The sequence below is a fragment of the Idiomarina sp. A28L genome (genome assembly GCF_000218785.1).
GTDB lineage: Bacteria > Pseudomonadota > Gammaproteobacteria > Enterobacterales > Alteromonadaceae > Aliidiomarina.
On the sequence record NZ_AFPO01000021.1, the window covers coordinates 257,795 to 284,242 of the forward strand.

Consider the following 26,448-nt stretch of genomic DNA (forward strand, 5'->3'; position numbering starts at 1 on the left):
GCTGCTGCAAGTGCGCTAGCTGCGGCCAATTACCACCGTAAAAGTTGCAGTGAGTGAAAAAATCAACATTACACAGAGCATCTCTAAGTGAATAACTCGTGCTAACCAACGTGCACGTTCGGGGATATGTAAATAAGGCACAATAAACCATTTATTCGCCGCCGCGCAGGCAAGCAAAAGAACTACTATTACTAATTTTAAAGTTACCGCTATGCCGTATCTGCTGTTGAATAAATCGATAGGGCTTGCCAGTAAATATACCAGCATAATCAACCCAGATAACATCAATGTGCCAACAACTATTTGCGCAATATAACCAAACTTTTCGAAAACCAACTGCCATTGCTGTATCTGTTTACCACGAGCAAGTAACCAAAGGGGTAAGAGTGCGCCAGCCCATACTGACATACTCAGCACGTGCAAAATCAAGAGCACTTGCGCCCAGGCCGGCGCGCTAGCCAAATGCCCACGTAAGATAAAAGTAGTTGCGAGTACAACTGCAACGAAGCAATACACTACCGCTACCGGCTTGCGAGCAATAAAGGGCAGCAAGCCAGCTAACAAAGAAAATACAATGAGCTGGGAAATTGCCACTTTTCCTGGTGGATCGTAGAGCAAAAACACTATCAATTCGCCATCAAACATACCCGGCACACCGGTTTGATTGATGCTACCAATAAACATTAAATAGCCCGCGCTAGCGAATATCGCACCGAGAATAATGCTTCCCCATATCCAGTGCTTTATCAACCGCACTGCTACAGCGAAATCCATAGCTTCCGGTACATAGCGATCCAGCAACCAAAGGCTGAAACCACCGCCAATAACACCAGCAACAGCAACGTAAACTAGCGCTTGGCTTGTGGCTACCGCAATATCCCAATACATCAACTAAATCACCCAGCAGAGCTTAACGTAAACACGATATCACCCGATACCCGATGGCCATCTGCGCCAATAAGTGTCCATGTAATGGTGTAAATATCATCAGCGAGATCAGGCAAGTTAATGTGAAAAACATCTTTTGCTTGGCGATCGCGTTGAAAATCAATCACCACGTCACCCTGTTCCATCCCACTTAGTTCAAGAGCCAGCAAACGCACATCTTCATTAAATTCCAAATGAATGGCATCTGGAGCCTCACTTAGCTGCGAATTATTTGCTGGTGATGAAAACACCACGGCACTGTGAGCGAAGGCAATGTTTGTTAATGCTAAAGCAAACCACAATGTAATCGCCCAAATCGTTTTGTTGAACATATGTTCCCCTTGTTAAAACTATTTAATTAACTCGCAAGTAAACTGCAATCAAAAGAAACGCAACATACGCTAACTTCCTCATTTTGCAATGCTTGCTGATAATTCAATTGTAAAAACGAATTATAACCCACCCACAATAGCTAATGTAGTTAGGAACGTCAGCCTAGATTGTTAGAAAATAGACATTAATCAGTAATTCCCCACCACTTATCGCAAATACACATTTTTTTACGCTTTCTTTTTTTCATTTGCCCCAAGAATAGATAGAATCAGGGTGAAAATTCATCAGGGAACTAATAATCATGAAAAAAACACTGATCGCGAGCAGTTTGGCTGCCATTCTGCTCACGCCGTTTGCTTATGCCGAGGAAACAACCGAAGCTGAAGCTGAAAAGGCAGAAGAAACAAAAACGTATAGTGAAATTGTAAAAGACCTCACCAAAGCGGAAGGTTTATTTAACTTTTATCAAGATGAAAAAACTGGTGCTATGCAGTTTTCTCTATCTGCTGAGCAGTTAGATAAGCCATTCATCTACTTCGCAACAACTGTAGATGGTGTAGTTGAAGCCGGCCACTTCCGGGGCAACTATCGCGATACGAAACTTATTGAATTCCGCCGTTATTTCGATCGTATCGATGTTGTTGTTCTGAACAACAACTTCCATTTCGATGAAGATAGCGCATTAAGCCGCGCTAAAGATGCCAATATCAGCGAAGCTACTGTTGCCAGCCTGAAAATCAAAGAAGAAAGCGAAGGCCGTATTTTGTTAGACGCCGATGAGCTTTTCATCAGTGAAGCGCTTCACCGTGTTGCGCCATGGTCGCGCCCAGGCGCTCAAGGCCCTTCATTCTCGTTAGGTAACTTGAGCAAGAGCCAATCACGTGTTCTTAATCAGCGCGCATACGAAGATAACATGGATATCGTGGTTGATTACGTGTTCAACAACCCGAACCCAGTAGTTTGGGGCGGTGGCGGTATTACTGATCCACGCTCAATTTCTATCAAGCTACAACACTCGTTCATTGAAATTCCAGAAAACGATTTCCAACCACGTCGCGATGATGCACGCGTTGGCTACTTTGGCCAGCAGTTCACCGATATGACCACGGCAGATTGGGCACCGTTCAACGATTACATCAACCGTTGGAACTTAGTTAAAAAAGATCCTTCAGCTGAGCTTTCTGAGCCAGTAGAGCCTATCGTTTGGTGGATTGAAAACACTACGCCAGTAGAATGGCGCGATGTGGTTGCTGAAGGTATTTTAGCTTGGAACAAAGCATTTGAAACGGCTGGCTTCTTGAACGCTATCGAAGTTCGCGTTCAACCAGACGATGCCGAGTGGGATGCGGGCGATATCAACTACAATGTTGTGCGCTGGACTTCTTCACCTCGCCCTCCATTTGGTGGTTACGGCCCATCATTAGCTAACCCATTAACGGGCCAGCTGATTGGTGCTGATATCATGATGGAATATGTGTACATGACCAACCGTTGGTTAGAAGATCAACTTCACGGTGATAGCGATGCGGGTTATGAAGCACAAGATTTATATTGTAGCCAAGGCCACTTAATTCATCAGAACCTAATCGCCGGTAGTGCGATGGCTGATTTGTTAGGCACTGAATCAATCGAAGATAACGAATTGTTACGCCAAGGTATGATTCACGTAATCTTGCACGAAGTGGGCCACACTCTAGGCTTAAACCACAACATGAAAGCCTCTATCCTTTGGGATGAGAACGAAGTTCATGATGCCTCGTTAACACAAGGCGTATTAACCGGTTCTGTTATGGATTACGCACCAGTAAACATTGCACCACCGGGTGTTTCACAAGGTGATTTCTACCAGTATGTGGTTGGCCCATACGATGAGTGGGCAATTGAATATGGTTACTCGCAAGGCCTTGATGATGCAGAAGCTGAAGAAGCGCGTTTAGAAGCCATCTTAAGCCGTTCACATGAGCATGGTTTAGCGTTCGGTAACGATGCTGATGATATGCGTGCGCCTGGTCGTCACATTGATCCAGATGTAATGATTGGTGATATGTCGTCGAACCCAGTAGCTTACGCTGTGGGCCGTTTTGCAGTGGTAAACGATACGCTAGAAAACTTGCTTGAACGTTCAATGGTTGCGGGTCAATCGCACCAGCGCACGGCTACTTCTGCGGGCCGTTTGTTTGGCCAGTATGCGAGCCAAGCGGGCGTTATTACCCGCCAAATCGGTGGTGTAAATGTTGAGCGTGCTTTGGTTGGCCAAACCGATGATGTGAAGCCGTTTAGCCCAGTATCTCGTGAACGCCAGAAAGCAGCTATTCAAGCTCTGAAAGATTACGTTTATGCACCAGATGTATTGAGCAGCATGGAGCCAGTATTGGCGTATATGCAAAATCAACGTCGTGGTTTTAGCCATTCTGGTCGTAACGAAGACCCGAAGTTCCACGAAATGATTCTAAACATGCAACGCAACACGTTTAATCATTTGTTACACCCTGCTGTTCTTCAACGTGTAACTGATTCAACGCGCTATGGTAATGAGTATCCGTTACATGAAGTAATGGGTGATCTTACTGATGCGGTATTCCAAACAGATAAAGCCCTTTCTACTACGGCTAAAAATCTACAAATCGAATACGTAACGCGTTTGTTGGCAGTTGCTGGTATCGAAGGTAGCGCGAGCTACGATAACATGAGTAAAGTAGCAGCTACTGCGCAGCTTAACCGTATCAAAGCTATGCGTGCTCCGCGTCGATCTGATTTCGCGGCCACTGCACACTACGATTACTTACGCATGATGATTAATCGCGCAATGGAAGGCTAATAACCTCCTTGCACTAAAAAGGCTCCTTCGGGAGCCTTTTTTATTGCCTGCTTTGGAATAGATTGGTTCGGGGGTGAGGCTCTAGTACTGCGGGGACGCCGCAAGTACTTCCATGTAGGCTTGAGCTGCCGCATCCCTGCGGCAGACACCCTGCAGCGCTAGAACCTCACCCCCGAACGCTATTCCTGTTATGCATCCGGCTGTGCTTTAACCTCGCCCCAAGGAACCGCCACTTTTCACCCAATAAAAAAGCCAGCGCAAGCGCTGACTTTTTATTTACACTTAACCTCTAAACCAGAGGCGCAGCCAGAATCGGGGCTAGCAAGGCATAATCGGAGCGATTGAGGGAGCGTACGCATAGTACGTGACCGATTGAGCTTCGATTATAACGCCGCTAGCGTTGATTCTGGCAAGCCTCCTACCAAAGGATTACGCGTTCTTCTGGTGGCAAGTACATTCCATCACCTTCCTGCACATCAAACGCTTCGTAGAAGCCTGGGATGTTGCGCGGAGCACCTAGGGCACGATATTTGCCTGGCGAATGCGGGCCTCGGGCTAGCTGCGCGCGCATTGCATCTTCGCGGAACTTAATTTTCCAGATTTGCGCCCAGCTGATGAAGAAACGTTGCTCGCCGGTGAAGCCGTCCATTACTGGTGATGCTTCGCCATCTAACGATTTTTGGTATGCACGGTAAGCACTTAACAGGCCTACGTGATCGCCGATGTTTTCGCCAAGTGATACGCGGCCATCAACGTTCATGCCAGGAAGCGGTTCGAACTGCGAGTATTGATCAACTAGCACGTTGGCTTTTTGGTCAAATTGCTCGCGGTCTTGTTCTGTCCACCAGTTGGCTAGATTGCCGCCGCCGTCGTAACGTGAACCTTGGTCATCGAAACCGTGGCCGATTTCGTGGCCGATTACCGCACCGATGCCGCCGTAGTTCACTGCATCTTCGGCATTCATATCAAAGAATGGCGGTTGCAGAATACCGGCTGGGAATACGATTTCGTTGGCGGTTGGGCTGTAGTATGCATTAACCGTTTGCGGTGTCATGCCCCAACGCGTGCGATCTACTGGCTGGCCTAGATCAGCTATGTTTTCGTCGTAGCCGAACTGCGCTACGCGAATAGTGTTGCCGATTAAATCATCAGCGGCTACTTCTAGTTCTGAGTAATCTTTCCACTCATCTGGGTAACCAATTTTTGGCGTAAAGTTATTTAACTTATCAAGTGCTTTTTCTTTGGTGTCGGCTGTCATCCACTCAAGATCTTCGATCGATTCTTCCATAGCTTCTAATAGATTATCAATCAGCTCACCCATGCGCTCTTTGGCTGCTGGTGGGAAATGGCGTGCCACATATTCTTGGCCTAGTACTTCGCCTAATGCGCCGTTGGTTGCTTGAACGCCACGTTTCCAGCGCTCTTGCTGTTCTGGTGTGCCGCTTAGCGTAGTTGAGTAGAAATCAAATTGAATATCAGCTACTTCTCTGTGTAGGCGTGATGCGAATGAGCTCATCAAGCGAACTTGTAGGTAATCTTTCCAAGTTTGCAGATCTGTATCAGCGTAAATTTCGCCTAGTGCTTCGATGTACGAAGGTGTATTTACAATCACGTATTCAGCGTGATCGATGCCTGCTACTTCGGCCATCGCATCATAATCAATGCTGCCCATAAGCGCGCGCACTTCATCGATGGTCATTTTGTTGTAGCGCGCTTCGGCATCACGAATCTCAGCTCGGGTCCAGTGGTGGCCGGCTAATGTGTATTCTAGGTCGTAAATGCGTTGAGCTGCTGCTTCTGCATCAGTGTGGCCTGCTGCAGTTAACATATCGCCAAGATACTGCACGTATTTCTGGCGAATATTTTCGAAATCATCACTATCACGGAAATAGTAATCGCGATCTGGCAAACCTAAGCCTGCTTGGCTCATGTGTAATGCGTAGATTTCTGGGTTCTTGGCATCAGTTGAAATATAAAAACTGAATGGTCCGCCTAAACCACTGCGGCGCATATCGGCCATAGTTGTGGTTAAATCAGCATGGCTCTCAACGCCAGAGATGCGATCAAGCATTGGCTGCACTGGGGTAATGCCCAGTTCTTCAATGCGATCTTCATTCATGAAGCTGGCATAGAAATCACCAATTTTTTGGTTGTTTGAGCCTGGAGCCGAGGAAGCCGCGGTAGCATCTTCGATAATGCTACGTAACCGAATTTCATTTTCTTCGGCGAGCATGTTGAACGCACCATAAGTGGAGCGATCTGCTGGAATTTCAGTGTTGTTATACCAGGTGCCGTTTACGAACATGAATAGGTCGTCTTGCGGCCGCACATCCATATCGAAATCTTGGAGAAATAAGCCTGAGGTAAGTTGCTGTTCAACTTGTTGGCTTTGTTGATTATTCTGAGTTTGTTCTGCTGGTGAGCAAGCAGCTAGGCCTAATGCCATAGCAATGCTCGCCGCTACCAAAGTTACCTTCTTCATTTTGTGTCCACCTGAATTATGTAATAAGAGTGTTACAACATAATCAGTTTAAGGCTTTCACCTATATTTGGCAAAGGTCTACCGCGCGGTTAACCGCGTGTTGGTCGCAAATTACAGCATATGGCCGAATTTTTTCGTTTTTGTTGCCAAATAATATTCGTTATGAGGCGTTCCTTCGGTGCGATGCGGAATACGTTCTACTACCTTTACACCACAATCAGTAAGCTTCTCTATTTTCTTTGGGTTGTTCGTCATCAGCTTTATTGATTTCACATTAAGCTGCGCAAGCATACCAGCGGCAATATCATACTCCCGTGCATCCGCTACAAACCCTAAAATTTCGTTCGCTTCAACAGTATCTAGCCCCTTATCTTGCTCCGCGTAGGCTCGAATCTTATTCAACAGGCCAATTCCACGGCCTTCTTGGCGTAAATAGATAATTACGCCGCGCCCCTCATTGGCAATTTTTCGCATCGCGGCTTCCAGCTGCGGCCCACAATCACAACGTTGGCTAAATAGAGCATCACCCGTTAAGCACTCAGAATGCACCCGTGCTAATACCGGCTCGTCGGTGGTTATATCACCCAAAGTTAACGCAACATGTTCTTTGCCTTTAGGATCTTCAAAACCTACCAAAGTGAATTCGGCAAATGGGGTGGGTAAACGGGTTTGCGCAACAACTTTCATTTTTGCAACGTTGGTCATGAATACAGCTCTCATTCAGCAACTAAAATCGCCGCGATTATAGCAGGAAGGCAAAACAATTGCGCGTTTAGGTATGCGCTAACGCTCGATTGTGGTTATCGGAAAGCTTGGGCTAAAACGTACTCACCCCAGTTGCTTCCATAGTGCGATACAACACCCGAAGCCACAAGCTATCATCGGCGTAGGCAGCGTAATCTAAACTGAATTCTATGCCATCAACGTTGTGCCATTGGTTTTCAAACCATTGCTCACCTTGTGCTAAAGGTTCTGCCGATATCGGCCCACTTAACACAACGCTGGTTTCAAGATTCAGGTTATGAAAATTACGGCGGGTAAAATTCGTAGAGCCGAGCAACATTGTTGCCCGCCCTTCGGCATCGCGATGAAACACCCACTTGGAGTGACATTGCTCACCGATAGTGGCACACCAGCGCACAGGAATGCCTGCGCTCATTAATTCATGCGCTACTGGCCGGTTCGGAACACCGTTTTTCTCGCGGCCAAAAGCATCTTTATTGGGATCAAGTAGAACCCTAACTTCCACACCTCGCGACACAGAATGTCGCAAAGCACGAATAACTTGGCGATCTGATAAGTAGAAAGCGGCCATATCAATTTTTTCACCGGCTTGAGCTTCATTAATCACGCTCAGCAGTGCGCGTTCTACTGCCCGTTCACTTAAGATTTGCAATGTTAGTTCGCTATCCGAGCCTGCATCGGTATCAGCAACGGCTTCTAACTCAGGTTCCGGTTTAGTGAACGCGATCGCTGGGCCATTAGAAAACGCCAACACCGCCGCTTCGGTTTCCAATAAATCCCAAGCCGCCTCGCCACCAAAGCGCAACGCCACATTACTATGCGCACTGCTGCCATCGTGTGGGTTTGCCGAAGTAACTAACGCGGTTAATTCATTGCCGTTATCCGCTATTACCAACTTGCGGTGATTTGCCTTAAAATTCAAAAGCGCCAAATAGCTACGCAATGAAACCCGCCCTTCATCGAAGGGGTTAGGCAAAGTATTTGCTTCGCTATTGCCAAAAGGCTTAATAAACAGGCGCCACCACACTGAATACAAAGGATTACTATCACGCAAGCGCGGTAAATTCGTGAGCGTAACCGAAATACCGGCAGCTTCTAAAGCGGTAAAATGTGGCGAAGGCCAACCACCATAAATATTATTAAGCGGATCGGAAATTACCTGTACTTCAAGCTCAGGGAAACGCTGCTTCTGTGCAATAAGGGCTTCGGTGAATTCATCAGAAAGCGCTCGATAAGAATCACCCATCGAGCCATGAAAGCCATTAAACAAGAACATATCCACCAGCACGAACTTGCGAGCATTGCCGATGATTGCCAATATCTCATCGAATATCTGCTGCTCAATAACCCGATCGCCGTTGGCATTGATATAGGTGCTATCAAATAGAAATTGAGCATCGTTCACAATGCGAACTGGGCCGGTGAAATCTAACCCCTTTGGCAGTGGCTTATAGGCTTGGTAGACACCAATGCTCACTAAAACAAAAAAAATCAACGCCAATATTTTTTTCAAAGGAATTATCCATTAAACACAGTGAAGCTCAGGCCCACATAAGCGCCATAACCGAGCAGCAACAACGCCCCTTCAACACGTGATAAGCGTTTGCCGGTATACAGAAACAATAATAATACCAACGCAGCACCCAGCATAACCCACTGATCAAACTGTAATATTCGGCTGTGTACCGGCAACGGCTGCAATAACGCCGAAATACCAAGAATACCGAGTAAGTTAAATATATTACTGCCAAGAATATTACCTATCGCCACATCGGCATGGCGCCGAAATGCAGCAATAATTGAAATTGAAAGTTCGGGCAACGATGTACCAACCGCCACTAACGTTAAACCGATTACCGCTTCTGAAAGCCCTAGTGCTTCAGCGATACCCACCGCGCCTTTTAACAAAACTTGCGAACCACCAATGAGCAGCAGCAAACCGAACACAACCGCAGCAATAATCCACAAAGCTGTTCGCGGAAGCGCGGTAAGTTCTTTTGCCTCAGCTTTGTGCAATTCAGCTGAAGGTGCTGTGCCATAGCGCTCAGTTCGGTAAGCCCAGAATAGATAAGCAAATAAAGCCGCCAAGAAAATTGCGGCATCGATACGCGCCAACGCGCTTCCACCTACCAAAGCCAAAAACAGTAAACTTGCAGCTACTACGGTTACCGCATCGCGGCGCAGTATTAAGGGCTTCACAGCCAAGGGAGTGATCACCGCGCACAAGCCTAGGATTAATAGAATATTGCTTATATTACTGCCCACAACGTTGCCGATAGCAATATCTGGCCGCGCATTCATAGCTGCATCAATTGAAACCACCAATTCAGGAGCAGAAGTACCAAACCCCACAATAAGCAGGCCACTCAGTAACGGCGAAACACCCATTCTATTCGCCGCTGCTAACGAACCACGAATCAACGCTTCACCACCCGTAGTTAACAACAGCACGCCCAACGCAACCAGCAACAGGTTAATGATCATTTAAAGCTCCCTCAGCTTATTATTGTCGCTCTTCTTCTATACCTTTTCTTTTAATATCATACATGTTGCTATCTGCAACACTCAAAAGCGTATCAATATCTTCACCATCATCTGGATAACAAGCCACGCCGATACTACACGAGGGCATGTCTAACCCTTTAAACTCAGTGCCCAAAGGTTCCGACATTACCGTCATTATTTGCTGAACCACAGTAGTAACCGCATCAACCGATTGGATATCCGTTAGCAATACCGTAAATTCATCGCCGCCCATGCGAGCCACGGTATCCGTTTCACGAAGATGTTGTTGCAAACGCTGAGCCACTTCGCGGAGTACAAGATCTCCCATTGAATGCCCATATTCATCGTTAATATTTTTAAAGTTATTCACATCAAGGAACAACAAAGCAAAATGAGATTTATGGCGGCGAGCTGAGCTCATCGCCGAACTTAACCTGTCGTTAAACAAAGAGCGGTTAGTTAAACCGGTTAGTGGATCATGATGGGCAAGAAAACGCAGTTCATCTTCCGCTTTTTTGAGTGCCGTTACATCGCGCGCAACACCAATGCGCACTTGTTCTTCTTCATACCAGCGGGCCGCCCATAAAATGTACACTACTTCACCATCTTTACGCAGATAGCGATTGCGAAAATCAATATGAGGTTGGCCTTGCATTACGCGCTCAATCGAAGCTTTTGATATCTCCAGATCTTCCGGATGCATATAATCGGTAATCATTGTGCCAATTAGTTCTGCAGGCGGATAACCGAGCAACTCTTCGCAGGCATCACTTACAAAAACAATATGATTTTCCGGGTCCACAACAAAAACGGTATCGAGCATTAAATTGATTAGTTTGGGGGCGAGCGCTTTTATATTAACGGGCATGTTATAAAGTTCCGTCTTCCCTACCTAAAATATAGTCGGGCAAAGTCTAATGTTTATATTCTTACAAAAGCATATACCATAAATAATACAAAGCACACAGCGATCTAACAGCAAGCCCTATCTTTCCAATCATGCAAAAAAAAGCTGCCAACTCGTTGGCAGCTTTTTAAATTTCAACACACGGTTTCAAAGCCCGATTAATTAGAACTGGCCTTTAAATCCGATAGCAAAGGTGCGCCCGTATTCTTCAAACTGCAAAGTATAGTTTGAAGTACCTTGGTATAACTCAAGCGGCTCATCCGTAATATTGGTTACTTCAAATACTAACTGGAAGTGACGGTTGATATTATAAGATGCTGTCCAATCCAACTGCGTATGCTTTGAAACATAAATATCATAACGCGTGTCATCACCAACTTCTGTAAGCATTTTATCACGGTGAGAAAGGCTCACACGGGTACCAAAGCGCTCACGCTCGTAACCTACATATAAGTTACCCGATAGCTCTGCCGCGTCAGGTAAAGCAAAGCTCTCACCTTGACGTTCGAACAGCTCTAAATCAGTATCCAATGCGGTTAAATTCGCGCCAACTAAGAACCCTTGCAAGTTCTCAGATGTAAAACTGTGCTGCAAGTTAAACTCCATACCTGCAATCGAAGCCTTGGTACTATTGGTTGGCCGAGTTACATCAAAGCCATCAAACTCAGGCACATCATTGGATGTCAGTTCCACAACATAGTTATCAATATCTTTGTAGAACGCACCCACTGAAAGCACGCTGCCTTGGTTGTAATACCAATCAAACACCAAATCAAAGTTCATCGCTTCGTATGGTTTTAAATCTGGGTTACCCAATTCAACTTCGTTATCTTCACGGTCAACCGAAGCGCGTGGCGAAATATCCGAGAAGCTAGGGCGCGCGATGGTGTTTGTCCAAGCACCACGCAATACCATGTCTGGTGATAAATCGTAAGCTACATGAATGCCTGGCAGCACATTAGTATAATCCGAAGATACCGAACGATCGGTTACCTGCAAACTTCCATCTCCTAGGAAATCAAGCTGATTGCCAGTTGCTGAGTATTTAGTACGCTCAACTCGAGCACCTGCAATTACGCGTGTGCGGTCAAGGTCCCAAGTACCCATTAAGTAACCCGAGAACACATCTTCATCCGCCACGAAATCTTCTGCCAAAAGCAGCTCAATCGCTTCTTGCTCATCTCGTGGGCGGAGGTTGAACTCAGAACGGTTCGCAGTAAAGAAATCAACATACCGGCTGTAGCTAATACCTTGACCAAGGTTTCCTAAGCCATAGCTCGGCGCCGTAATGGTGAGCGCATCTAAACGCGCATCGGGCACACTGCGTAATTCAATTTCGTTCACATCAACATCTTTATCCTTCCAACGTAAATCAACACCTGCTTGTAGCGTTAATGATTGGTTGTTAAAGGCATAAGGGTAGGTTGCATCGAAACCAACACTGTATTCATTATCATCAATTAACTTCGGCTCCAATACCGCGCGATCAAGCACATAGTTGGCGTTATCGCGATGCGTAGTATCGGCAGTGCCGTTGCGTAAGATTTCGAACGATGGAATACCAGAGCCAATTCTATAGGTCGCGTCTAAATTACCCTGATCATATTCGTAGCGGCCTTCGTTCTCGTCTAACACTCGTTCTTTGGTAGTTGAAATACCAGCACGGTAGCTCAAATCCCAGGTTTCGAACATATGCTCACCGCCCGCTGAAAACGCGAGTGTATCTTGCTCTTTTGTCCGGAAACGAATGCGGCGGCGGAATGAATCTTCCGGCATGTCAGCCACTGCGCCTTGTTCACCATCAAAGCTGGTTAAATCGCCATCTTCGAAGATGTAGATACTGCGCTGGCGCGTTTCTGCATCTTTAAACTCGCTGTATACAGTATTCGCAAAAAATTTCGTGTTGCTATCAGGGCGATATTCTAAATTTAAGTTCGTGCCTAAACGCTCACGATTCACATAGTATTTCCGCTCTTGCGCTTCGATGATGGAGAACACTTCGCCATCACCAAAATCTACCATATCGTATTCGGCTTCGATATTGTCCGATTCCAGCTTGCGGTCAAGGAAGTTCACACCAAATGAAACACCGAAGTTATCATTTAATACATCGCTGAAGTTAAACTGCAATTTCGGGCTAGTTTCGCCACTCAACTCGTTATAGGAAGCTTCCGCACGATAACGAATACTGCGGCCTTCGCGATCGAAAGGTGATGCTGAACGCACATCTACCGAGCCACCGATGGCATCGCCAGGCATATTCGGAGTAGGCGCTTTCACAACCGAGATACCCTCTACTGAGCCGGTAGGAATAACATCGAGCGGTACCGCACGGGAACCATCTTCTGGTGTTCCGATACGCATACCGTTAACCGTTACGGTACTTAAGCCAGCATCAACACCGCGCACGCTCACAAAACGGCCTTCACCTTGGTCGCGTGAGATAGAAGCACCAACAATACGTTGTAGCGATTCAGCCACGTTCTGATCAACAAACTGACCCATATCATCTGATTCAACGAAGCTGGCAATTGCATCAGACGCGCGATAAGCATTCAGAGCTCGGTTTTGCGCTTCGCGCTGACCCGTTACCTGAATCCGCTCAATGCTTTCAACTCGCGCTGTTAACACAACATCTAACTCTTCCGTATTCGCGCCTGTTACTTGAACCGCTCGCTCAACACTTGGTAACCCAAGGTATTGAAAGCGCAAGGTAACAGTGCCATCTTCCACTTGGCGCAGCACAAAACGCCCATCTTGATCCGTGAATACACTACGAGAAGTGCCTACAACCTCAACTTGAACACCGCTTAGCGGTTGGCCGTTGGCATTCTTTACTTCCCCTTGCACTGTAGTAGCGGCTTGCACTACACCAGCCATGGGTAAAGCTAGTGCAAGTAGCACCGCTTGTGTGGTTACTTTCCGAGAGAACCGAGGAGTTCGCAACATTGTGAGCACCTTCAATAAAATTGTAATGAAAAGACCGCTCAACGGTATAGAAGGTAAATGACGCTTTTGCGCAGTTCCTGTTACAAATCAACGACTGTTCAGTGACAAGACAAAGAATACCAGTAGTTTTGTCATCGAATAGTCATCAAAAGTTGTTATATTACGAACATTAAATGACCTAATATGAAATCACCTCATGCCAATTTTCAAAGCATTTTCAGCTCTCTCCGCTAGCCTCCTTATTGCTATCATGCTGCAGTTGCTTTATGCCAACGTTGCCCATGCACAGGAGCGAGCGCCCGGGCAGGCGCAAGCCCCGAGAGTAAACCACGTGATTGAAATAGACTTGAGCGAATTGCACCCCACCCAGGGGGTTATTGCGCACGCCCAAGTGGCCTATAAACTCAATCGCTATCGGTTTGAGCCACAAAAGCGGTTAGATGATATCTGCGAAGCTCGCGGATTAGGCCGTGCTATGCAAATACAAACCGCAAGCTTGCACTTACCCAATTGCACTGGTGACGGCCAGCCCCCTAAGTTTAACGAGCTCAAAACCGCAATAGTTGGCCCCGGTGGGCAGCTCTACCTCACCGATGGCCACCATACTTTTTCTATTTTTTATGAAATGCCCGAAGGCGGTGCCGATTTTACAGTTAGCGTGTTAATTACCCATGATAAATCAGAGCTTACAGATGCCGAATTCTGGCGCTGGATGCAGCAGAATCAACTTACATGGTTGCGAAATGCAGAAGGCCACGCCATTAGCCCGCAGCAATTACCAAGTAAACTTGGCCGTTCCAACATAGCTAACGATGATTTTCGTGCAGCCCTATATTTTTTGCGCGGGTTGGTATGGAGCAAGCCTGCCCCTTCAGTTCCATTCGTAGAGTTTTATTGGGCGAATCATTTGCGGGAACAAGCCATGTTACAGCCGCCTGCAAACCTAGAAAATATGCAAACCTATATGCGTTGGTTGAGTAAGCTAGCCGGATATATTGGCGGCATGAGTGGTGATATCGTTTTGAATGAAAGCGGCGGGCGTGAGCAGCAAACTGCGGCTGAACTTGGAAAATTTGCAGCAGGCACTGAGCGTGAACTTGAAGCGCTAATTTGCGATAGCCAAAAGCTTGGTAAACTTGCTTATGCGCTGCTCGATACCAATGCTGCGGAATTGCGGCACTGTGTTTTCAATCAACAGCCTATTGCAAGTGCTGAACCCGAAGTTGCCGAAGGGCTTGTACTGGCAATGATTGAAATCACCAGCGGCAGCCAACAAAAATGGCAGCAAAATCACAGTGATGAGAATTGGCTAGAGTGGGAACTCGAAAACGGCAGCCCACGTTGGGTTCAGTTTCTTGGTTATCCAGCAAACTACGGCATTATTCCGAATACATTGCTGGAAAAATCAGAGGGTGGCGATGGCGACCCTCTAGATGTATTGGTTTTAGGTTCACCACTACAACAAGGTGAACTTATCGCAGTAAGAATTATCGGCATCATGACCATGCTCGATAATGGCGAGCAAGATGATAAACTTATCGCGGTAGACCCAAACCACCCAGTTTTCGGCGCGGTGACCGATATTGCCGAGCTCACCGAAACCCACCCCGCTATTCCGGAAATATTGCAGTTGTGGTTCGAAAACTACAAAGGCGAAAGCGGCTCAGTTACCGATGTGCGTTTCGAATCCAGATTAGTGGCTATGGAGATACTGGAGCGGGCAAGGTAACCGTGCTCCAATGTTTAGCTGGTGTTTGCTAGCCGAGTGTTGCTAACAAAGTTAGGCGCTTCTCGTGTGAAGCCGTTACCGGTGAAACCATTAGCTGTGAAACAATTGCCCGTAAAACAATCACCACATTAAATCGTCAGGAATTTTGTAATCCGCATACGGATCTTCTTCGTCGGCATCATTCTCAACTACATCATTCACATTCAATAAAACAATTGCCGTTGGAATGCGCTGCTGAATTTTATCGGCAACCTGTGCTGGAATAAGGGCATAACCATTCTTATCAGGAGCAATGGCATCGCGAGCAATGGCAAGCTTGCCTTTAGTAAGCTCATTATGAATTTTCTGATTCACATATAACCGCTTCACCAAGTTACCATCGGCAAAGTTAAACGCCACTTCACCTTGGTGAGATATTCGGTTCACGTTAATTAACTGCCGCACTTGCGCCGCAATCGCTTTTTCTTCCGCTTCGGCTTTGCGCTGACGATTAAGCTCTTGATCACGCGCCACCTGCTCACGCCGCTGCTCCGCAACTGAAAGCGTAGCTTCATTCACAATCTTCTGCTTCTTGCCCACTTGCTTGCGCTGCAAATGCTTCTCTTTTTTCATCTTCTTGAGCTTTTTTTCATCTGCCAAACCCGCTTTCAGCAGTTGCTCTTGTAACGCATTTTTCATAGGTGTTTTGCCCTACATCTCATATAAATTAAGCCGTGATTTGTGCCTTATAATAGCATTTCCTAGATTCAACTAATAAATGCTTCATTGATTTCGTGAAGTAAAAGTTTGGTGCTTAAGTTAGGTTAATCTTTAGATCCTTTATGTGCATACATTAGAGAATCTACTTCCGCCAACATAGCTTCAATTGTTGGGTGCTTATCAGAACAGATTTGCAGCACACCATTAGAGAAGAGAATATCGTACCCGCGCTTTGCTTCCTGATTGTATTTATTCACTGACTGATTAAGCCTTAAAACAACAGAGTTTGCCTCTTCCTCGGATAAATCAACCAATAGCATGGCAAATTCATCGCCTCCTAATCTTCCACAAATATCCGATTCTCGGCACACTGCTTTAATTTGTTCTGCAAAGGCAATCAATGCGCGATCCCCTTCCGCATGCCCAAAAGTATCGTTTACCTGCTTAAAATTATCCAAGTCGATAAATATCAGCGAAGCGGCAAGTTTTTGTCGCGCGCAAAGCTTCAGGCTTTGTTCAGCGAGCGTTATGAATCCGCGCCGGTTTGAAATATTGGTAAGCTCATCTAATGTCGCCTGCTGTATAGCTGAAAGTTCACGTTCTACCATCGATGCAAGGTCTGCTAAAGCTTCCATATCTTCCTGATCAAAGATTCTGGGCCTGCAATCGAGAATACACAAAGTACCAAGCTTACTTCCATCCGGTGCGCTGAGTGGGCATCCGGCATAGAAGCGAATATAAGGTTCATCAACAACCAAGGGATTGTCCGCAAAGCGTGCATCTTTGCACGTATCTGGAATGATAAACAGATCTTCACCTAGGATTGCATGGCCACAAAATGAGATATCGCGTGGTGTTTCACTTATACTTAAGCCTACGCAAGATTTGAACCATTGACGATTTTCATCGACAAGACTAACAAGCGCAATAGGCACATCAAACAGCCTTTTCGCCAACCGCGTCAGGCGGTCAAATCGTTCTTCTTTTGGTGTATCTAGAACACCGAGTGATCTAAGGGTATTAAGCCTAGCTTGCTCGTCTTTTGTTATATTAGGTTTTTTCATTACGCTAGCCTTTGGTATCCACTTAACGCCCAAGAAAAAAGCACCCGAGAAGCTGTTGTTCAGCGCTGAAAACGCGCGTTTGTTCCTATAGTTAACTACCTAAAACTCAAATCCCATAGGTTCAAAATTCTCACATCACATAACATTTATATTACCAGAAAACCTAGCTTTGCCAACCATACCACTCCGTGAGTAGAGCAGGAATATCTTGAATAGAATAGAAAAGAAATGAAAAGTAGTTCCCCGATTAGCCGATTCGAAGGAATGAGCGCTTCCGAGAATTCTAATAGCTAACACACGCTATCTCTGCACAGAATAAAAATCACACCAGCCCGCCATAAACGGCGCGAGGAACGAGCGTCCGGCGACCGCAGGCGCGCAGTTTATTGACTTGTTATGTTTCATCAACACCGAGCTCAGAGGCTTTTAATAACTGACTGCTGCGACGAACCGTTAGAATATCCACCCGATTTGTTACGCTGTAAATAACCCGGTAAGAGCCAAACATCACTTCTCGAATACGCTGCAAACGCACCTCAGGGACGACTCGCCCACTCTCCGGAAATTCAGCTAACCGATCGACGCAAGAAAATAATCCATCAACCCAATATAGCGCCGCACTCGGTTTATCTTCGGCAATGTATTGAGCGATACTTTCTACGCGCTCTAGCGCAAGCGGAGACCAGACTAATTTCATTGGGCTAATTTACTCAAAATGCGCAATTTTGCATCTTCATGAGAAATTCCGGCACCATTAGCGATTTGCTCTTCAGCGCGGTAAACCTCTTCGAGCACTTCCAAACGCTCTTGCATCTTTTCGTACTCTTGAACATCAACCAGCACTGCAACTCCGCGGCCTCGCTGTGTAAGAACCATCGGGCGCCGCGTTTCATGAATTTGCTTAACAAACTTTGCAACCCCGGCCCGAAATTCAGATAGAGGTCGAATATCTTCGTCTACACGCATTCTTTTCATTGGCATCACCTACGTACAACTTTATGTACTTATAAATGTACGTTACAGTCTAGGAATTCGCAAGAAAAGGATTGACGAAACATAACGCCCGAGCACAGCGGCACGAACGAAGTGAGTGTCCGGCGCCAAAGGCGCGTACTGCTGCGACTTGTTATAAATCATTCTTCGAATGCGCTGCACTTTCATTAGTAGCCACGTCATTTTTCAGCATTAGAATAACTAAATAGATTATGCCAAAAATTGGTATAAGTCCCAGAAAAAAGCCAAGTACGCCAGCAAGAAATGGAGTTTGAGTTTTCCGGCGACCTAAGCAATAACCAATTAAACCGATGACCACTCCGCAAAAGAAAAGAAATAGTCCTGTAACTGTTCCATTGATATCCATATTTACTCCTTTTGAGATTTATAACGCCCAAATTTAGCGCGGAAAGCCGCGCAGCGGGTTGAAGTCGCAGCCAGCGCTTTTTTGCTGGCGATAAAATTTGATTGTTATGTTTTTAATAAACCAGCACTTGATAGTTGTTGTTCTAATCGATCATGAACACTCTTAGACAAACCCAGCCACTCCAAAACTTCACCGCGAGAGATCTCAGGATTTTTGGCGTGAACGATTTCGTTCCTTAAACGATACATTTTTACAACTAGGTTGCCGACTTCGCTATCGATTAAAGACAAACTTAGTAGTTCATCAATCATGCGATTAATGGAAGCTATGGGTTTACCTACGTTTGACCTGAGCAATAGACTTTCTATTTTTTGCCACGATTTGATAAATGCCCACTCAGGTGCTTCTTTAAACAGCATCATGTCTTGATTACTAAATAAACCACTTATTCCAGAAATACTAATACCGGCTTGAAAAGCGAGGTTTTTAACTTCAGTAACAGCTTCTGTAAAATCAAACTCAGCATTTCCAACTTTTGCTTTTTTAATGCGCGTCAATAAAGCGGGAAGCTCGTCCTTAAATTGGTATACAACCAACAATATCAGCCCAGGCCAAGCAATGTGGCCAATAAGATCAACAAGCAACTTCAGATATTCGAGCATTCAAAGCCCCCTGAGAAAACATAACATTTATATATAAAGCCCGACACTTTGTGGCGCATGGCAGAGAGCTAAAAAAATATACAGGGTATTGAAATTAAGTAATAAAATGAGATGCATCCCTGTATTTTTAGATGTGAAAGTGACCGTGCTTGTTAATTGCAGATAATATGCGTGCGCATTATCTCAGGCACCGGTGCTCATTATCTAAGTTGTTTAACTTACAAGTATTTAACATTACGGCTTTTTTTGGAGGGAGGCAAGTTGATAACGAGAATTGGGTTGCGGCTAATTGTGCATGCTCGAATAACGCTATAAGCGGGTGGTGTGCAATAAAAAAGGCCTATCACGGTTTGCACCATGGTAGGCCTATTTTCTGTGCTACGGCATTGGCATTTAGCTTCCGCAGCTATTTATTATCGTTAAAAACTAAAAATTACTTCTTCTTAGCTTTCTTGTTTGGCATATCAGTAATAGAACCTTCCATCACTTCCGCGGCCAAGCCAACTGATTCATGCAATGTTGGGTGAGCGTGTACGGTTAGTGCGATATCTTCGGCATCCGCACCCATTTCGATGGCTAGGCAGATTTCGCCCAGTAGCTCACCTGCGTGCGAACCTACAATGGCACCGCCGAGAATGCGGTGGCTTTCTTTATCGAAAATCAATTTCGTGAAGCCATCGGTTGCGCCAGAAGCAATTGCGCGGCCTGAAGCCGACCATGGGAACACGGCGGTTTCAATGGCGATATCTTGCTCTTTCGCTTCTTTCTCGGTTAAACCTGCCCATGCAACTTCTGGATCGGTATAGGCAATTGAAGGAATTACTTTCGGATCAAAGAAGTGTTTCTTGCCAGAAATTACTTCGGCAGCAACATGGCCTTCGTGAACCGCTTTGTGCGCAAGCATTGGCTGGCCAACGATATCGCCGATAGCGAAGATGTGGTCAACGTTAGTGCGCATTTGCTTATCAACTTCAATGAAACCGCGATCGGTTACATTAACGCCTGCTTTATCAGCACCTAATTTGCCGCCATTTGGTGTACGGCCAACGGCTACTAATACTGCATCGTATTTCACTGGTTTTTCTGGTGCGTTTTTGCCTTCAAAAGTAACGTGAATGCCATCTTTCTTAGCTTCAACTGCGGTTACTTTAGTTTCTAACATGATGTTATCGAACTTAGGCTTCATGGCTTTGGTGAATACTTTCACCAAATCTTTATCAGCCGCAGGAATTAGTTGGTCCATGAACTCAACTACATCTAGTTTTGAACCTAATGCGCTATATACGCAGCCCATTTCTAAACCAATGATACCGCCGCCCAAAAGCAGCATTTTCTTTGGAATGAACGGCATTTCTAGTGCATCGGTTGAATCCCAAATGCGCTCATCTTCATGCGGGATAAATGGCAATTCAACGGGTTTTGAACCGGCAGCTATAATGGCGTTATCAAATTTGATAACCGTTTCTTCATCGCCAGTTACTTTAAGCTCGTTCGCACCGGTAAATTCACCAGTACCCACAATAACTTTCACTTTGCGCATTTTCGACATTTGGCCAAGGCCATTTGTAAGCTGGCTGATTACTTTTTCTTTATGCGAGCGAATTTTATCTAAATCAATTTTCGGCGCAGTAAAAGTAACACCTGCATCGCCTAAATGCTTGGCATCTTCAATATGTTTAGCTAGGTGCAGCAGGGCTTTTGAAGGGATACAACCCACGTTCAAACAAACACCGCCTAACACGTTGTAACGTTCAACAATTACTACATCCAAACCTAAATCGGCTGCACGGAAAGCGGCTGAATAACCACCCGGGCCTCCGCCAAGAACTACAACCTGTGTTTTAATTTCGTTGCTCATGATAACCCCTATTTTTTCGCTAACTGCTGCGCCAAAAATAAAATTCAAATTCGCGCTCAAATTTGCGCTGTATTGTACCGAGAAATCCTCGGTACGTCTTGTTTAGAGTATAATTTTCCGGATATCGGAAAGCACGCCGGCCAAATACACTGAGAACCGCGCCGCTAATGCACCATCAATTACTCGGTGATCATAGGAAAGACTCAGTGGCAGCATTAACCGTGGCTCAAACTCTTTGCCATTCCATACCGGTTTGATATCGCTTTTTGATACCCCGAGAATAGCTACTTCTGGCGCATTTACGATAGGCGTAAACGCCGTACCACCAATGCCGCCTAAGCTTGAGATTGAGAAACAGCCGCCCTGCATATCGGCAGATTTTAGCTTGCCATCGCGGGCACGAATGCTTACATCGGCCAAATCGCGAGAAAGCTCGGCAATACCTTTCTTATCCACATCACGGATAACCGGCACCACTAGGCCCTTCGGCGTATCTACGGCAATACCAATATTGATGTATTTCTTCAGAATCAAGTGCTCGCCATCTTCGTGTAACGAAGAATTGAACTCTGGGAATTCTGCCAGCGCTTTTGCAACCGCTTTCATGATAAATACCAGTGGCGTGAACTTCACATCGGCTTTTCTCTTCGCCAACTGCTCGTTCTCTGCCTTACGGAATTTCTCAAGCTCGGTGATATCCGCTTCATCAAACTGCGTTACATGCGGAATGGTTACCCAGTTGCGATGTAGATTCGGCCCCGATAAACGCTGAATGCGCGACATTTCCACTTCTTCGATTTCACCAAACTTGCTGAAATCAACTTTCGGCTGGGCAATTACTTGCAGGCCGCCAGCACCGCCTGAAGAAGGGGCAGAAGAAGCTTTCGGGCGCGAAAGTTCGTATTTCACAAACTCTTGCACATCTTCTTTCAACACGCGGTTTTTCGGGCCGGTGCCAGAAACTTTACTAAGATCAACACCAAACTCACGCGCTACGCGGCGCACTGCAGGTGAAGCATGCACTAGAGCATCGTCTTTACCTTTGCGTCCTAACGGATGATCAGGCACTGGTGGTTCTTTTCTGCTACCAGAATCACGTTCGCTTGTATCGTCTTTAGAATCAGAATCGCTTTTCGAGCTCTTCTCTTCTTTCTCATCAGAGCTACTATCAGAGGCAGAATCGGCAGTATCTTCTTCCTCACCATCATCTTCACCAGCGATTTCTAGCTCAAGCACGAGCGAACCTTCTTTCACTTTATCGCCCACTTTCACTTTCAAGCTTTTCACTTTACCGGCTTTCGGGCTAGGCACATCCATGGTGGCTTTATCGGTTTCTAGCGTGATCAGGCCATCTTCTTCTGAAATATCATCGCCTTCGGCAACTAACACTTCAATTACTTCAACTTCACCTGATTCACCGATATCGGGCACGTTTACTTCAATAGTTTGCGTGCCACCAGAAGGTTTCTTCTTGCTTGCAGATTTCGAATCATCTTTCTTGGACTCATTTGAGGAGTTATCATCTTCGTTTGAGTCTTTTTTGCTTTCACTCGAGGATTTTTCTTCCTCGTTTGAGTTCTTTTCGGGTGATTTTTCATCAGATTCGGCATCAGAGCCTGAATCATCGCTTGAAACAGAATCATCAGCCGCCTCCATTAGCGCCAGCAAATCGCCTTCACTAATTTTATCGCCAACCTTCACTTTCAGGCTTTTTACTTTGCCACCGAAAGGAGCTGGAATATCCATCGAGGCTTTATCGCTCTCTACGGTTACCAACGAATCTTCTGCTTCTATGCTATCGCCGTCACTTACCAATACTTCGATAACTTCAACGCTTTCCCCACCTACATCGGGAACTAGAACTTCTTTTGCATCAGCCATCATGTTCTCCTTATGCGTAGAGTGGGTTTGCTTTATCAACATCAATACCGAAATCTTTAATTGCTTGCGCAACTACTTTCTTATCGATATCACCTGCTTTCGCCAGCTCACTAAGAGCGGCTACAACAATATACTCAGCGTTTACTTCAAAATGACGGCGCAAGTTCTCGCGGCTATCCGAGCGTCCAAAGCCATCGGTGCCGAGCACACGGTAATTACCTGGCACCCATGCGCGAACTTGGTCGGCATAGAGTTTCATATAATCAGTGGCAGCAATTACTGGGCCTTCTTCTTTTTCCAGCACTGAAGTGATGTATGCTTTTTTCTCTTTCTTGGTTGGGTTCAGCATGTTGTAACGTTCAACATCTAACCCATCACGCGCCAATTCATTAAACGAGGTAGCACTAAATACGCTGGCATCAACATCATATTTCTCAGCCAAAATGCTCGCTGCTGCGCGCACTTGCTGCAAAATTGTGCCTGAGCCCAATAAACGTACTTTCGCTTTCGCTTTCTTCGCTTTCACCTGATCCAGCTTGTAAATACCGCGCAGAATACCTTCTTCAACGCCTTCAGCCATTTCTGGTTGCTTGTAGTTTTCGTTCATTACAGTGATGTAATAGAAAACATTTTCTTGCTCAGCGAACATGCGGCGCATGCCATCTTGTACGATAACCGCTACTTCGTAGCCGTACGTTGGATCATAGCTGATGCAATTTGGCACAGTGCCAAAATGCAATAAGCTATGGCCATCTTGGTGCTGTAAGCCTTCGCCATTTAGTGTAGTTCGGCCGGCAGTGCCGCCCACTAAGAAACCACGGGTTTGGCTATCGCCTGCAGCCCATACTAAATCGCCCACACGTTGGAAACCGAACATCGAGTAATAGATGTATACCGGGATCATCGGTTCGTTGTTGGTGGAGTAGCTAGTACCTGCCGCCACGAACGAGGCCATAGCACCTAATTCGTTAATGCCTTCTTGCAATACCTGGCCTTTCTTATCTTCACGATAATAAGCCACTTGATCCGCATCTTGTGGGGTATATTTCTGGCCTTGGCTTGAGTAAATGCCTACTTGACGGAACAAGCCTTCCATACCGAACGTACGCGCTTCATCAGGAATAATGGGCACTACCCGCGAACCAATTTTCTTATCTTTCAACATAGCGGTAAGTACACGTACAAACGCCATAGTAGTTGAAATTTCCCGATCGCCGCTGCCTTTCAATACCGCATCAAAGGCTTTCAAGCTTGGTACATCTAGCTCTTTATCGGTTTCCGCTAAACGCACGGGCATAAAGCCACCGAGCTTCTCGCGGCGCTCTTTCATATACTTCATCTCTTCGCTATCTTCTGGGAAGCGATAGAACGGCATATCTTCTAAATCAGCATCTTTAATTGGAATATTGAAACGATCGCGGAAGTGTTTAATCGCATCGATATCCATTTTCTTCACTTGGTGCGCTACGTTTTTACCTTCACCCGCAGCACCCATGCCGTAACCTTTTACAGTTTTCGCCAAAATAACTTGTGGCCGGCCTTTGGTATTCACCGCTTTGTGGTAAGCAGCGTAAACTTTTACTGGATCGTGGCCACCACGGTTCAAGCGCCAAATATCTTCATCAGAGATATTTGCTACCATCGCTTTGGTTTCTTCGGTTTTACCAAAGAATTTTTCCCGCGTGTAAGCGCCACCTTTAGCTTTGTAGTTTTGGTATTCACCATCTACGCTGGTTTGCATGATTTCAGCAAGCTTGCCTTCGGTATCGCGGTATAACAATGGATCCCAATAGCGGCCCCAAATTACCTTGATTACTTCCCAACCGGCGCCACGGAATGTGCCTTCCAGTTCTTGGATAATTTTACCGTTACCACGCACTGGGCCATCTAGGCGCTGCAAGTTACAGTTCACAATAAAGGTTAGGTTATCTAGGCCTTCGCGGGTGGCCAAACCAATCGCACCTAAGCTTTCTGGCTCATCTACTTCACCATCGCCTAAGAAGCAATAAACACGCTGTTTCGAGCAATCTTTAATGCCGCGATCGGTAAGGTATTTTAAGAACCGAGCAGTATAAATAGCCTGCATTGGGCCAAGGCCCATAGAAACAGTAGGGAATTGCCAAAAATCTGGCATTAACTTCGGATGCGGATACGAAGAAAGGCCATCGCCATCAACTTCTTGGCGGAATTTGTTCATTTGATCTTCGGTAATGCGGCCTTCTAAGAAAGCGCGCGCATAGATACCTGGAGAAACGTGGCCTTGGATAAATAGGAAATCACCGCCATCTTCGCCCGGAGCCCGGAAGAAGTGGTTAAAACCAACATCGTAAAGCATTGCTGAAGAAGCAAAACTCGAAATATGGCCACCTAGCTCAAGGTCTTTTTTCGATGCGCGTAAAACCATTGCCAACGCGTTCCAACGAATAGCCGCACGAATACGCGCTTCCAAAGTATGATCGCCTGGCATTACTGGCTCTTGGCTTACCGGAATAGTATTCAAATACGCAGTGGTTGGCTGATATGGCAGATATGCACCGCTACGGCGCGCCTTATCAATCAATTGCTCAAGAATAAAATGCGCCCGCTCTGGGCCTTCAGCATCGAGAACGGCTTCGAGTGAATCTAGCCATTCCTGCGTTTCTTGCTGGTCGATATCGTGCTGATCTAAATCTGCCATACTGGTTCCTTACTTCTCCAATGGAGTCGATAAAGGTTCACTCCGCCGCAACGAACGTTGCAGCCGGGTGTGTTCCCGATTCAGGTGTAACAAGGTTTTTTCTATATACGCCAAATGCTGATGGCACGCATCACGTGCCTGTTCTGGCTTTCTTGCAATAATTGCATCAACAATTGCTTGCCGATGTATATGAAGTTGTTCTCTTACATCACTACGCTCTGAAAGCACTTCTAGATTTCGCCGCATATTTTCTTGCAGCAATTCGCGCATACCGCGAACTAAATGCAATAGCACTACATTATGCGAAGCTTCGGCAATGCTAGTGTAAAACACCATCAGCGCTTCAGCTTGCTCAGCAATAGAGTGTACTTGCTCGGCTTCCGATTGCGCGCGCTTTGCGGCAATGGCAGCAAAGCTATCAGCAATGTGCTGTAAATCAGAATCAGTGCCACGCATAGCCGCATAAAATGACGAAACGCCCTCAAGGGCGTGGCGAAATTCTAGCAAATCAAATTGTGATTCCGGGTGCCGTGCAAGCAGCTCGAATAAAGGCTCTCGCACTTGCTGATCAAGCGCGTTACTTACGAAGGTTCCACCACCTTGGCGGCGAGAAACCAAACCTTTTGCTTCCAGCTTTTGAATTGCTTCGCGCAATGATGGCCGCGATACATGAAACTTCGTGGCCAAATCGCGCTCTGAGGGTAAACGTTCACCGGCCGCCCAAGTACCATCAACAATCATCGATTCGATTTGCGAAACGATGATATCTGATAGCTTGGTTTGTGCCACTCGTTGAATCATATACCGCCCATTATAAATAACTTATTGGTAATACCAATTTACCACTGGCGGT

At 46.0% G+C, this 26,448-nt stretch carries 20 protein-coding genes; 2 read left to right on the forward strand and 18 right to left on the reverse strand.

All coding sequences use genetic code 11. The annotated features are described in order from the left end of the window. Nucleotides 1–15: 15 nt before the first annotated feature. Both A28LD_RS09050 and A28LD_RS09055 read right to left on the reverse strand, forming a co-directional pair. The gene (locus tag A28LD_RS09050; RefSeq protein ID WP_007420781.1) at nt 16–888 is read right to left on the reverse strand and encodes a copper resistance D family protein; all 873 of its coding nucleotides are present in this window, start codon (nt 886–888) and stop codon (nt 16–18) included. A gap of 8 nt (nt 889–896) precedes the next feature. Next, nucleotides 897–1,259, reverse strand: coding sequence for a copper resistance CopC family protein (locus A28LD_RS09055; RefSeq protein ID WP_007420782.1), 363 nt, complete (start codon nt 1,257–1,259; stop codon nt 897–899). Between the two features lie 302 nt (nt 1,260–1,561). Between A28LD_RS09055 and A28LD_RS09060 the strand changes: the two genes are divergently transcribed. Then, nucleotides 1,562–4,078: a zinc-dependent metalloprotease gene (locus tag A28LD_RS09060; protein ID WP_007420783.1), complete on the forward strand. Its 2,517-nt coding sequence runs from the start codon at nt 1,562–1,564 to the stop codon at nt 4,076–4,078. A 418-nt stretch (nt 4,079–4,496) separates the two neighbouring features. On the opposite strand, the gene A28LD_RS09065 is transcribed toward A28LD_RS09060, so the two are convergent. The 6 genes from A28LD_RS09065 to A28LD_RS09090 form a co-directional block, all read right to left on the reverse strand. Beyond that, complete coding sequence (locus A28LD_RS09065; RefSeq protein ID WP_007420784.1) at nt 4,497–6,560, reverse strand: M13 family metallopeptidase; 2,064 nt, start codon at nt 6,558–6,560, stop codon at nt 4,497–4,499. Between the two features lie 111 nt (nt 6,561–6,671). Beyond that, on the reverse strand, nt 6,672–7,265 hold the full coding sequence (ribA, locus tag A28LD_RS09070; protein WP_007420785.1) for a GTP cyclohydrolase II: 594 nt from the start codon (nt 7,263–7,265) through the stop codon (nt 6,672–6,674). Nucleotides 7,266–7,377: 112 nt separating this feature from the next. Next, entirely contained in the window at nt 7,378–8,817 is a 1,440-nt protein-coding gene (locus A28LD_RS09075; RefSeq protein WP_007420786.1) for a phospholipase D-like domain-containing protein, read from the reverse strand. 5 nt (nt 8,818–8,822) lie between these two features. Next, complete coding sequence (locus tag A28LD_RS09080; protein ID WP_007420787.1) at nt 8,823–9,788, reverse strand: calcium/sodium antiporter; 966 nt, start codon at nt 9,786–9,788, stop codon at nt 8,823–8,825. 19 nt (nt 9,789–9,807) lie between these two features. Then, nucleotides 9,808–10,677 carry a diguanylate cyclase domain-containing protein gene (locus A28LD_RS09085; protein WP_007420788.1) on the reverse strand — a complete coding sequence of 290 codons (870 nt, stop codon included), beginning with the start codon at nt 10,675–10,677 and terminating at the stop codon, nt 9,808–9,810. Nucleotides 10,678–10,878: 201 nt separating this feature from the next. Further along, a complete protein-coding gene (locus tag A28LD_RS09090; protein ID WP_007420789.1) occupies nt 10,879–13,665 on the reverse strand; it encodes a TonB-dependent receptor in 2,787 nt (928 codons plus the stop codon). A gap of 196 nt (nt 13,666–13,861) precedes the next feature. Between A28LD_RS09090 and A28LD_RS11995 the strand changes: the two genes are divergently transcribed. After that, nucleotides 13,862–15,394, forward strand: coding sequence for a ParB-like protein (locus A28LD_RS11995; RefSeq protein WP_007420790.1), 1,533 nt, complete (start codon nt 13,862–13,864; stop codon nt 15,392–15,394). Nucleotides 15,395–15,514: 120 nt separating this feature from the next. Here the strand turns inward: A28LD_RS11995 and A28LD_RS09105 are convergent, their stop codons facing one another. From A28LD_RS09105 to pdhR, 10 genes are all read right to left on the reverse strand, one after another. Continuing rightward, a complete protein-coding gene (locus A28LD_RS09105; RefSeq protein WP_007420791.1) occupies nt 15,515–16,072 on the reverse strand; it encodes a DUF2058 domain-containing protein in 558 nt (185 codons plus the stop codon). A 125-nt stretch (nt 16,073–16,197) separates the two neighbouring features. Continuing rightward, nucleotides 16,198–17,157: a sensor domain-containing diguanylate cyclase gene (locus tag A28LD_RS09110; RefSeq protein ID WP_007420792.1), complete on the reverse strand. Its 960-nt coding sequence runs from the start codon at nt 17,155–17,157 to the stop codon at nt 16,198–16,200. A 394-nt stretch (nt 17,158–17,551) separates the two neighbouring features. Beyond that, a complete protein-coding gene (locus tag A28LD_RS09115) occupies nt 17,552–17,854 on the reverse strand; it encodes a type II toxin-antitoxin system RelE/ParE family toxin (RefSeq protein WP_007420793.1) in 303 nt (100 codons plus the stop codon). Continuing rightward, on the reverse strand, nt 17,851–18,132 hold the full coding sequence (locus A28LD_RS09120) for a type II toxin-antitoxin system Phd/YefM family antitoxin (protein WP_007420794.1): 282 nt from the start codon (nt 18,130–18,132) through the stop codon (nt 17,851–17,853). The genes A28LD_RS09115 and A28LD_RS09120 overlap by 4 nt, the downstream gene beginning before the upstream one ends. Before the next feature lie 151 nt (nt 18,133–18,283). Then, nucleotides 18,284–18,517 (reverse strand): hypothetical protein, encoded by a 234-nt coding sequence (locus tag A28LD_RS09125; RefSeq protein ID WP_007420795.1) that lies wholly within the window; start codon nt 18,515–18,517, stop codon nt 18,284–18,286. A gap of 104 nt (nt 18,518–18,621) precedes the next feature. Continuing rightward, nucleotides 18,622–19,179 (reverse strand): hypothetical protein, encoded by a 558-nt coding sequence (locus A28LD_RS09130; RefSeq protein WP_007420796.1) that lies wholly within the window; start codon nt 19,177–19,179, stop codon nt 18,622–18,624. A gap of 433 nt (nt 19,180–19,612) precedes the next feature. Next, nucleotides 19,613–21,037, reverse strand: coding sequence for a dihydrolipoyl dehydrogenase (gene lpdA / locus A28LD_RS09135; RefSeq protein ID WP_007420797.1), 1,425 nt, complete (start codon nt 21,035–21,037; stop codon nt 19,613–19,615). Between the two features lie 102 nt (nt 21,038–21,139). Further along, nucleotides 21,140–22,918: a dihydrolipoyllysine-residue acetyltransferase gene (aceF, locus tag A28LD_RS09140; protein WP_007420798.1), complete on the reverse strand. Its 1,779-nt coding sequence runs from the start codon at nt 22,916–22,918 to the stop codon at nt 21,140–21,142. Between the two features lie 10 nt (nt 22,919–22,928). Further along, a complete protein-coding gene (gene aceE, locus A28LD_RS09145; protein WP_007420799.1) occupies nt 22,929–25,595 on the reverse strand; it encodes a pyruvate dehydrogenase (acetyl-transferring), homodimeric type in 2,667 nt (888 codons plus the stop codon). A 9-nt stretch (nt 25,596–25,604) separates the two neighbouring features. Next, a complete protein-coding gene (pdhR, locus tag A28LD_RS09150; protein WP_007420800.1) occupies nt 25,605–26,396 on the reverse strand; it encodes a pyruvate dehydrogenase complex transcriptional repressor PdhR in 792 nt (263 codons plus the stop codon). Nucleotides 26,397–26,448 lie beyond the last annotated feature (52 nt).

Excerpts from the sequence above, each read along its gene's own strand:
- A28LD_RS11995 (WP_007420790.1), top strand. The coding sequence starts at position 13,862 with ATGCCAATTTTCAAAGCATTTTCAGCTCTCTCCGCTAGCCTCCTTATT.
- A28LD_RS09110 (WP_007420792.1), bottom strand. The coding sequence starts at position 17,157 with ATGAAAAAACCTAATATAACAAAAGACGAGCAAGCTAGGCTTAATACC.
- A28LD_RS09130 (WP_007420796.1), bottom strand. The coding sequence starts at position 19,179 with ATGCTCGAATATCTGAAGTTGCTTGTTGATCTTATTGGCCACATTGCT.
- A28LD_RS09120 (WP_007420794.1), bottom strand. The coding sequence starts at position 18,132 with ATGAAAAGAATGCGTGTAGACGAAGATATTCGACCTCTATCTGAATTT.
- A28LD_RS09050 (WP_007420781.1), bottom strand. The coding sequence starts at position 888 with ATGTATTGGGATATTGCGGTAGCCACAAGCCAAGCGCTAGTTTACGTT.
- A28LD_RS09125 (WP_007420795.1), bottom strand. The coding sequence starts at position 18,517 with ATGGATATCAATGGAACAGTTACAGGACTATTTCTTTTCTTTTGCGGA.
- aceF (WP_007420798.1), bottom strand. The coding sequence starts at position 22,918 with ATGGCTGATGCAAAAGAAGTTCTAGTTCCCGATGTAGGTGGGGAAAGC.
- A28LD_RS09090 (WP_007420789.1), bottom strand. The coding sequence starts at position 13,665 with ATGTTGCGAACTCCTCGGTTCTCTCGGAAAGTAACCACACAAGCGGTG.
- A28LD_RS09080 (WP_007420787.1), bottom strand. The coding sequence starts at position 9,788 with ATGATCATTAACCTGTTGCTGGTTGCGTTGGGCGTGCTGTTGTTAACT.
- A28LD_RS09085 (WP_007420788.1), bottom strand. The coding sequence starts at position 10,677 with ATGCCCGTTAATATAAAAGCGCTCGCCCCCAAACTAATCAATTTAATG.
- A28LD_RS09115 (WP_007420793.1), bottom strand. The coding sequence starts at position 17,854 with ATGAAATTAGTCTGGTCTCCGCTTGCGCTAGAGCGCGTAGAAAGTATC.
- A28LD_RS09105 (WP_007420791.1), bottom strand. The coding sequence starts at position 16,072 with ATGAAAAATGCGTTACAAGAGCAACTGCTGAAAGCGGGTTTGGCAGAT.
- A28LD_RS09065 (WP_007420784.1), bottom strand. The coding sequence starts at position 6,560 with ATGAAGAAGGTAACTTTGGTAGCGGCGAGCATTGCTATGGCATTAGGC.
- A28LD_RS09060 (WP_007420783.1), top strand. The coding sequence starts at position 1,562 with ATGAAAAAAACACTGATCGCGAGCAGTTTGGCTGCCATTCTGCTCACG.
- A28LD_RS09055 (WP_007420782.1), bottom strand. The coding sequence starts at position 1,259 with ATGTTCAACAAAACGATTTGGGCGATTACATTGTGGTTTGCTTTAGCA.
- ribA (WP_007420785.1), bottom strand. The coding sequence starts at position 7,265 with ATGACCAACGTTGCAAAAATGAAAGTTGTTGCGCAAACCCGTTTACCC.
- pdhR (WP_007420800.1), bottom strand. The coding sequence starts at position 26,396 with ATGATTCAACGAGTGGCACAAACCAAGCTATCAGATATCATCGTTTCG.
- lpdA (WP_007420797.1), bottom strand. The coding sequence starts at position 21,037 with ATGAGCAACGAAATTAAAACACAGGTTGTAGTTCTTGGCGGAGGCCCG.
- aceE (WP_007420799.1), bottom strand. The coding sequence starts at position 25,595 with ATGGCAGATTTAGATCAGCACGATATCGACCAGCAAGAAACGCAGGAA.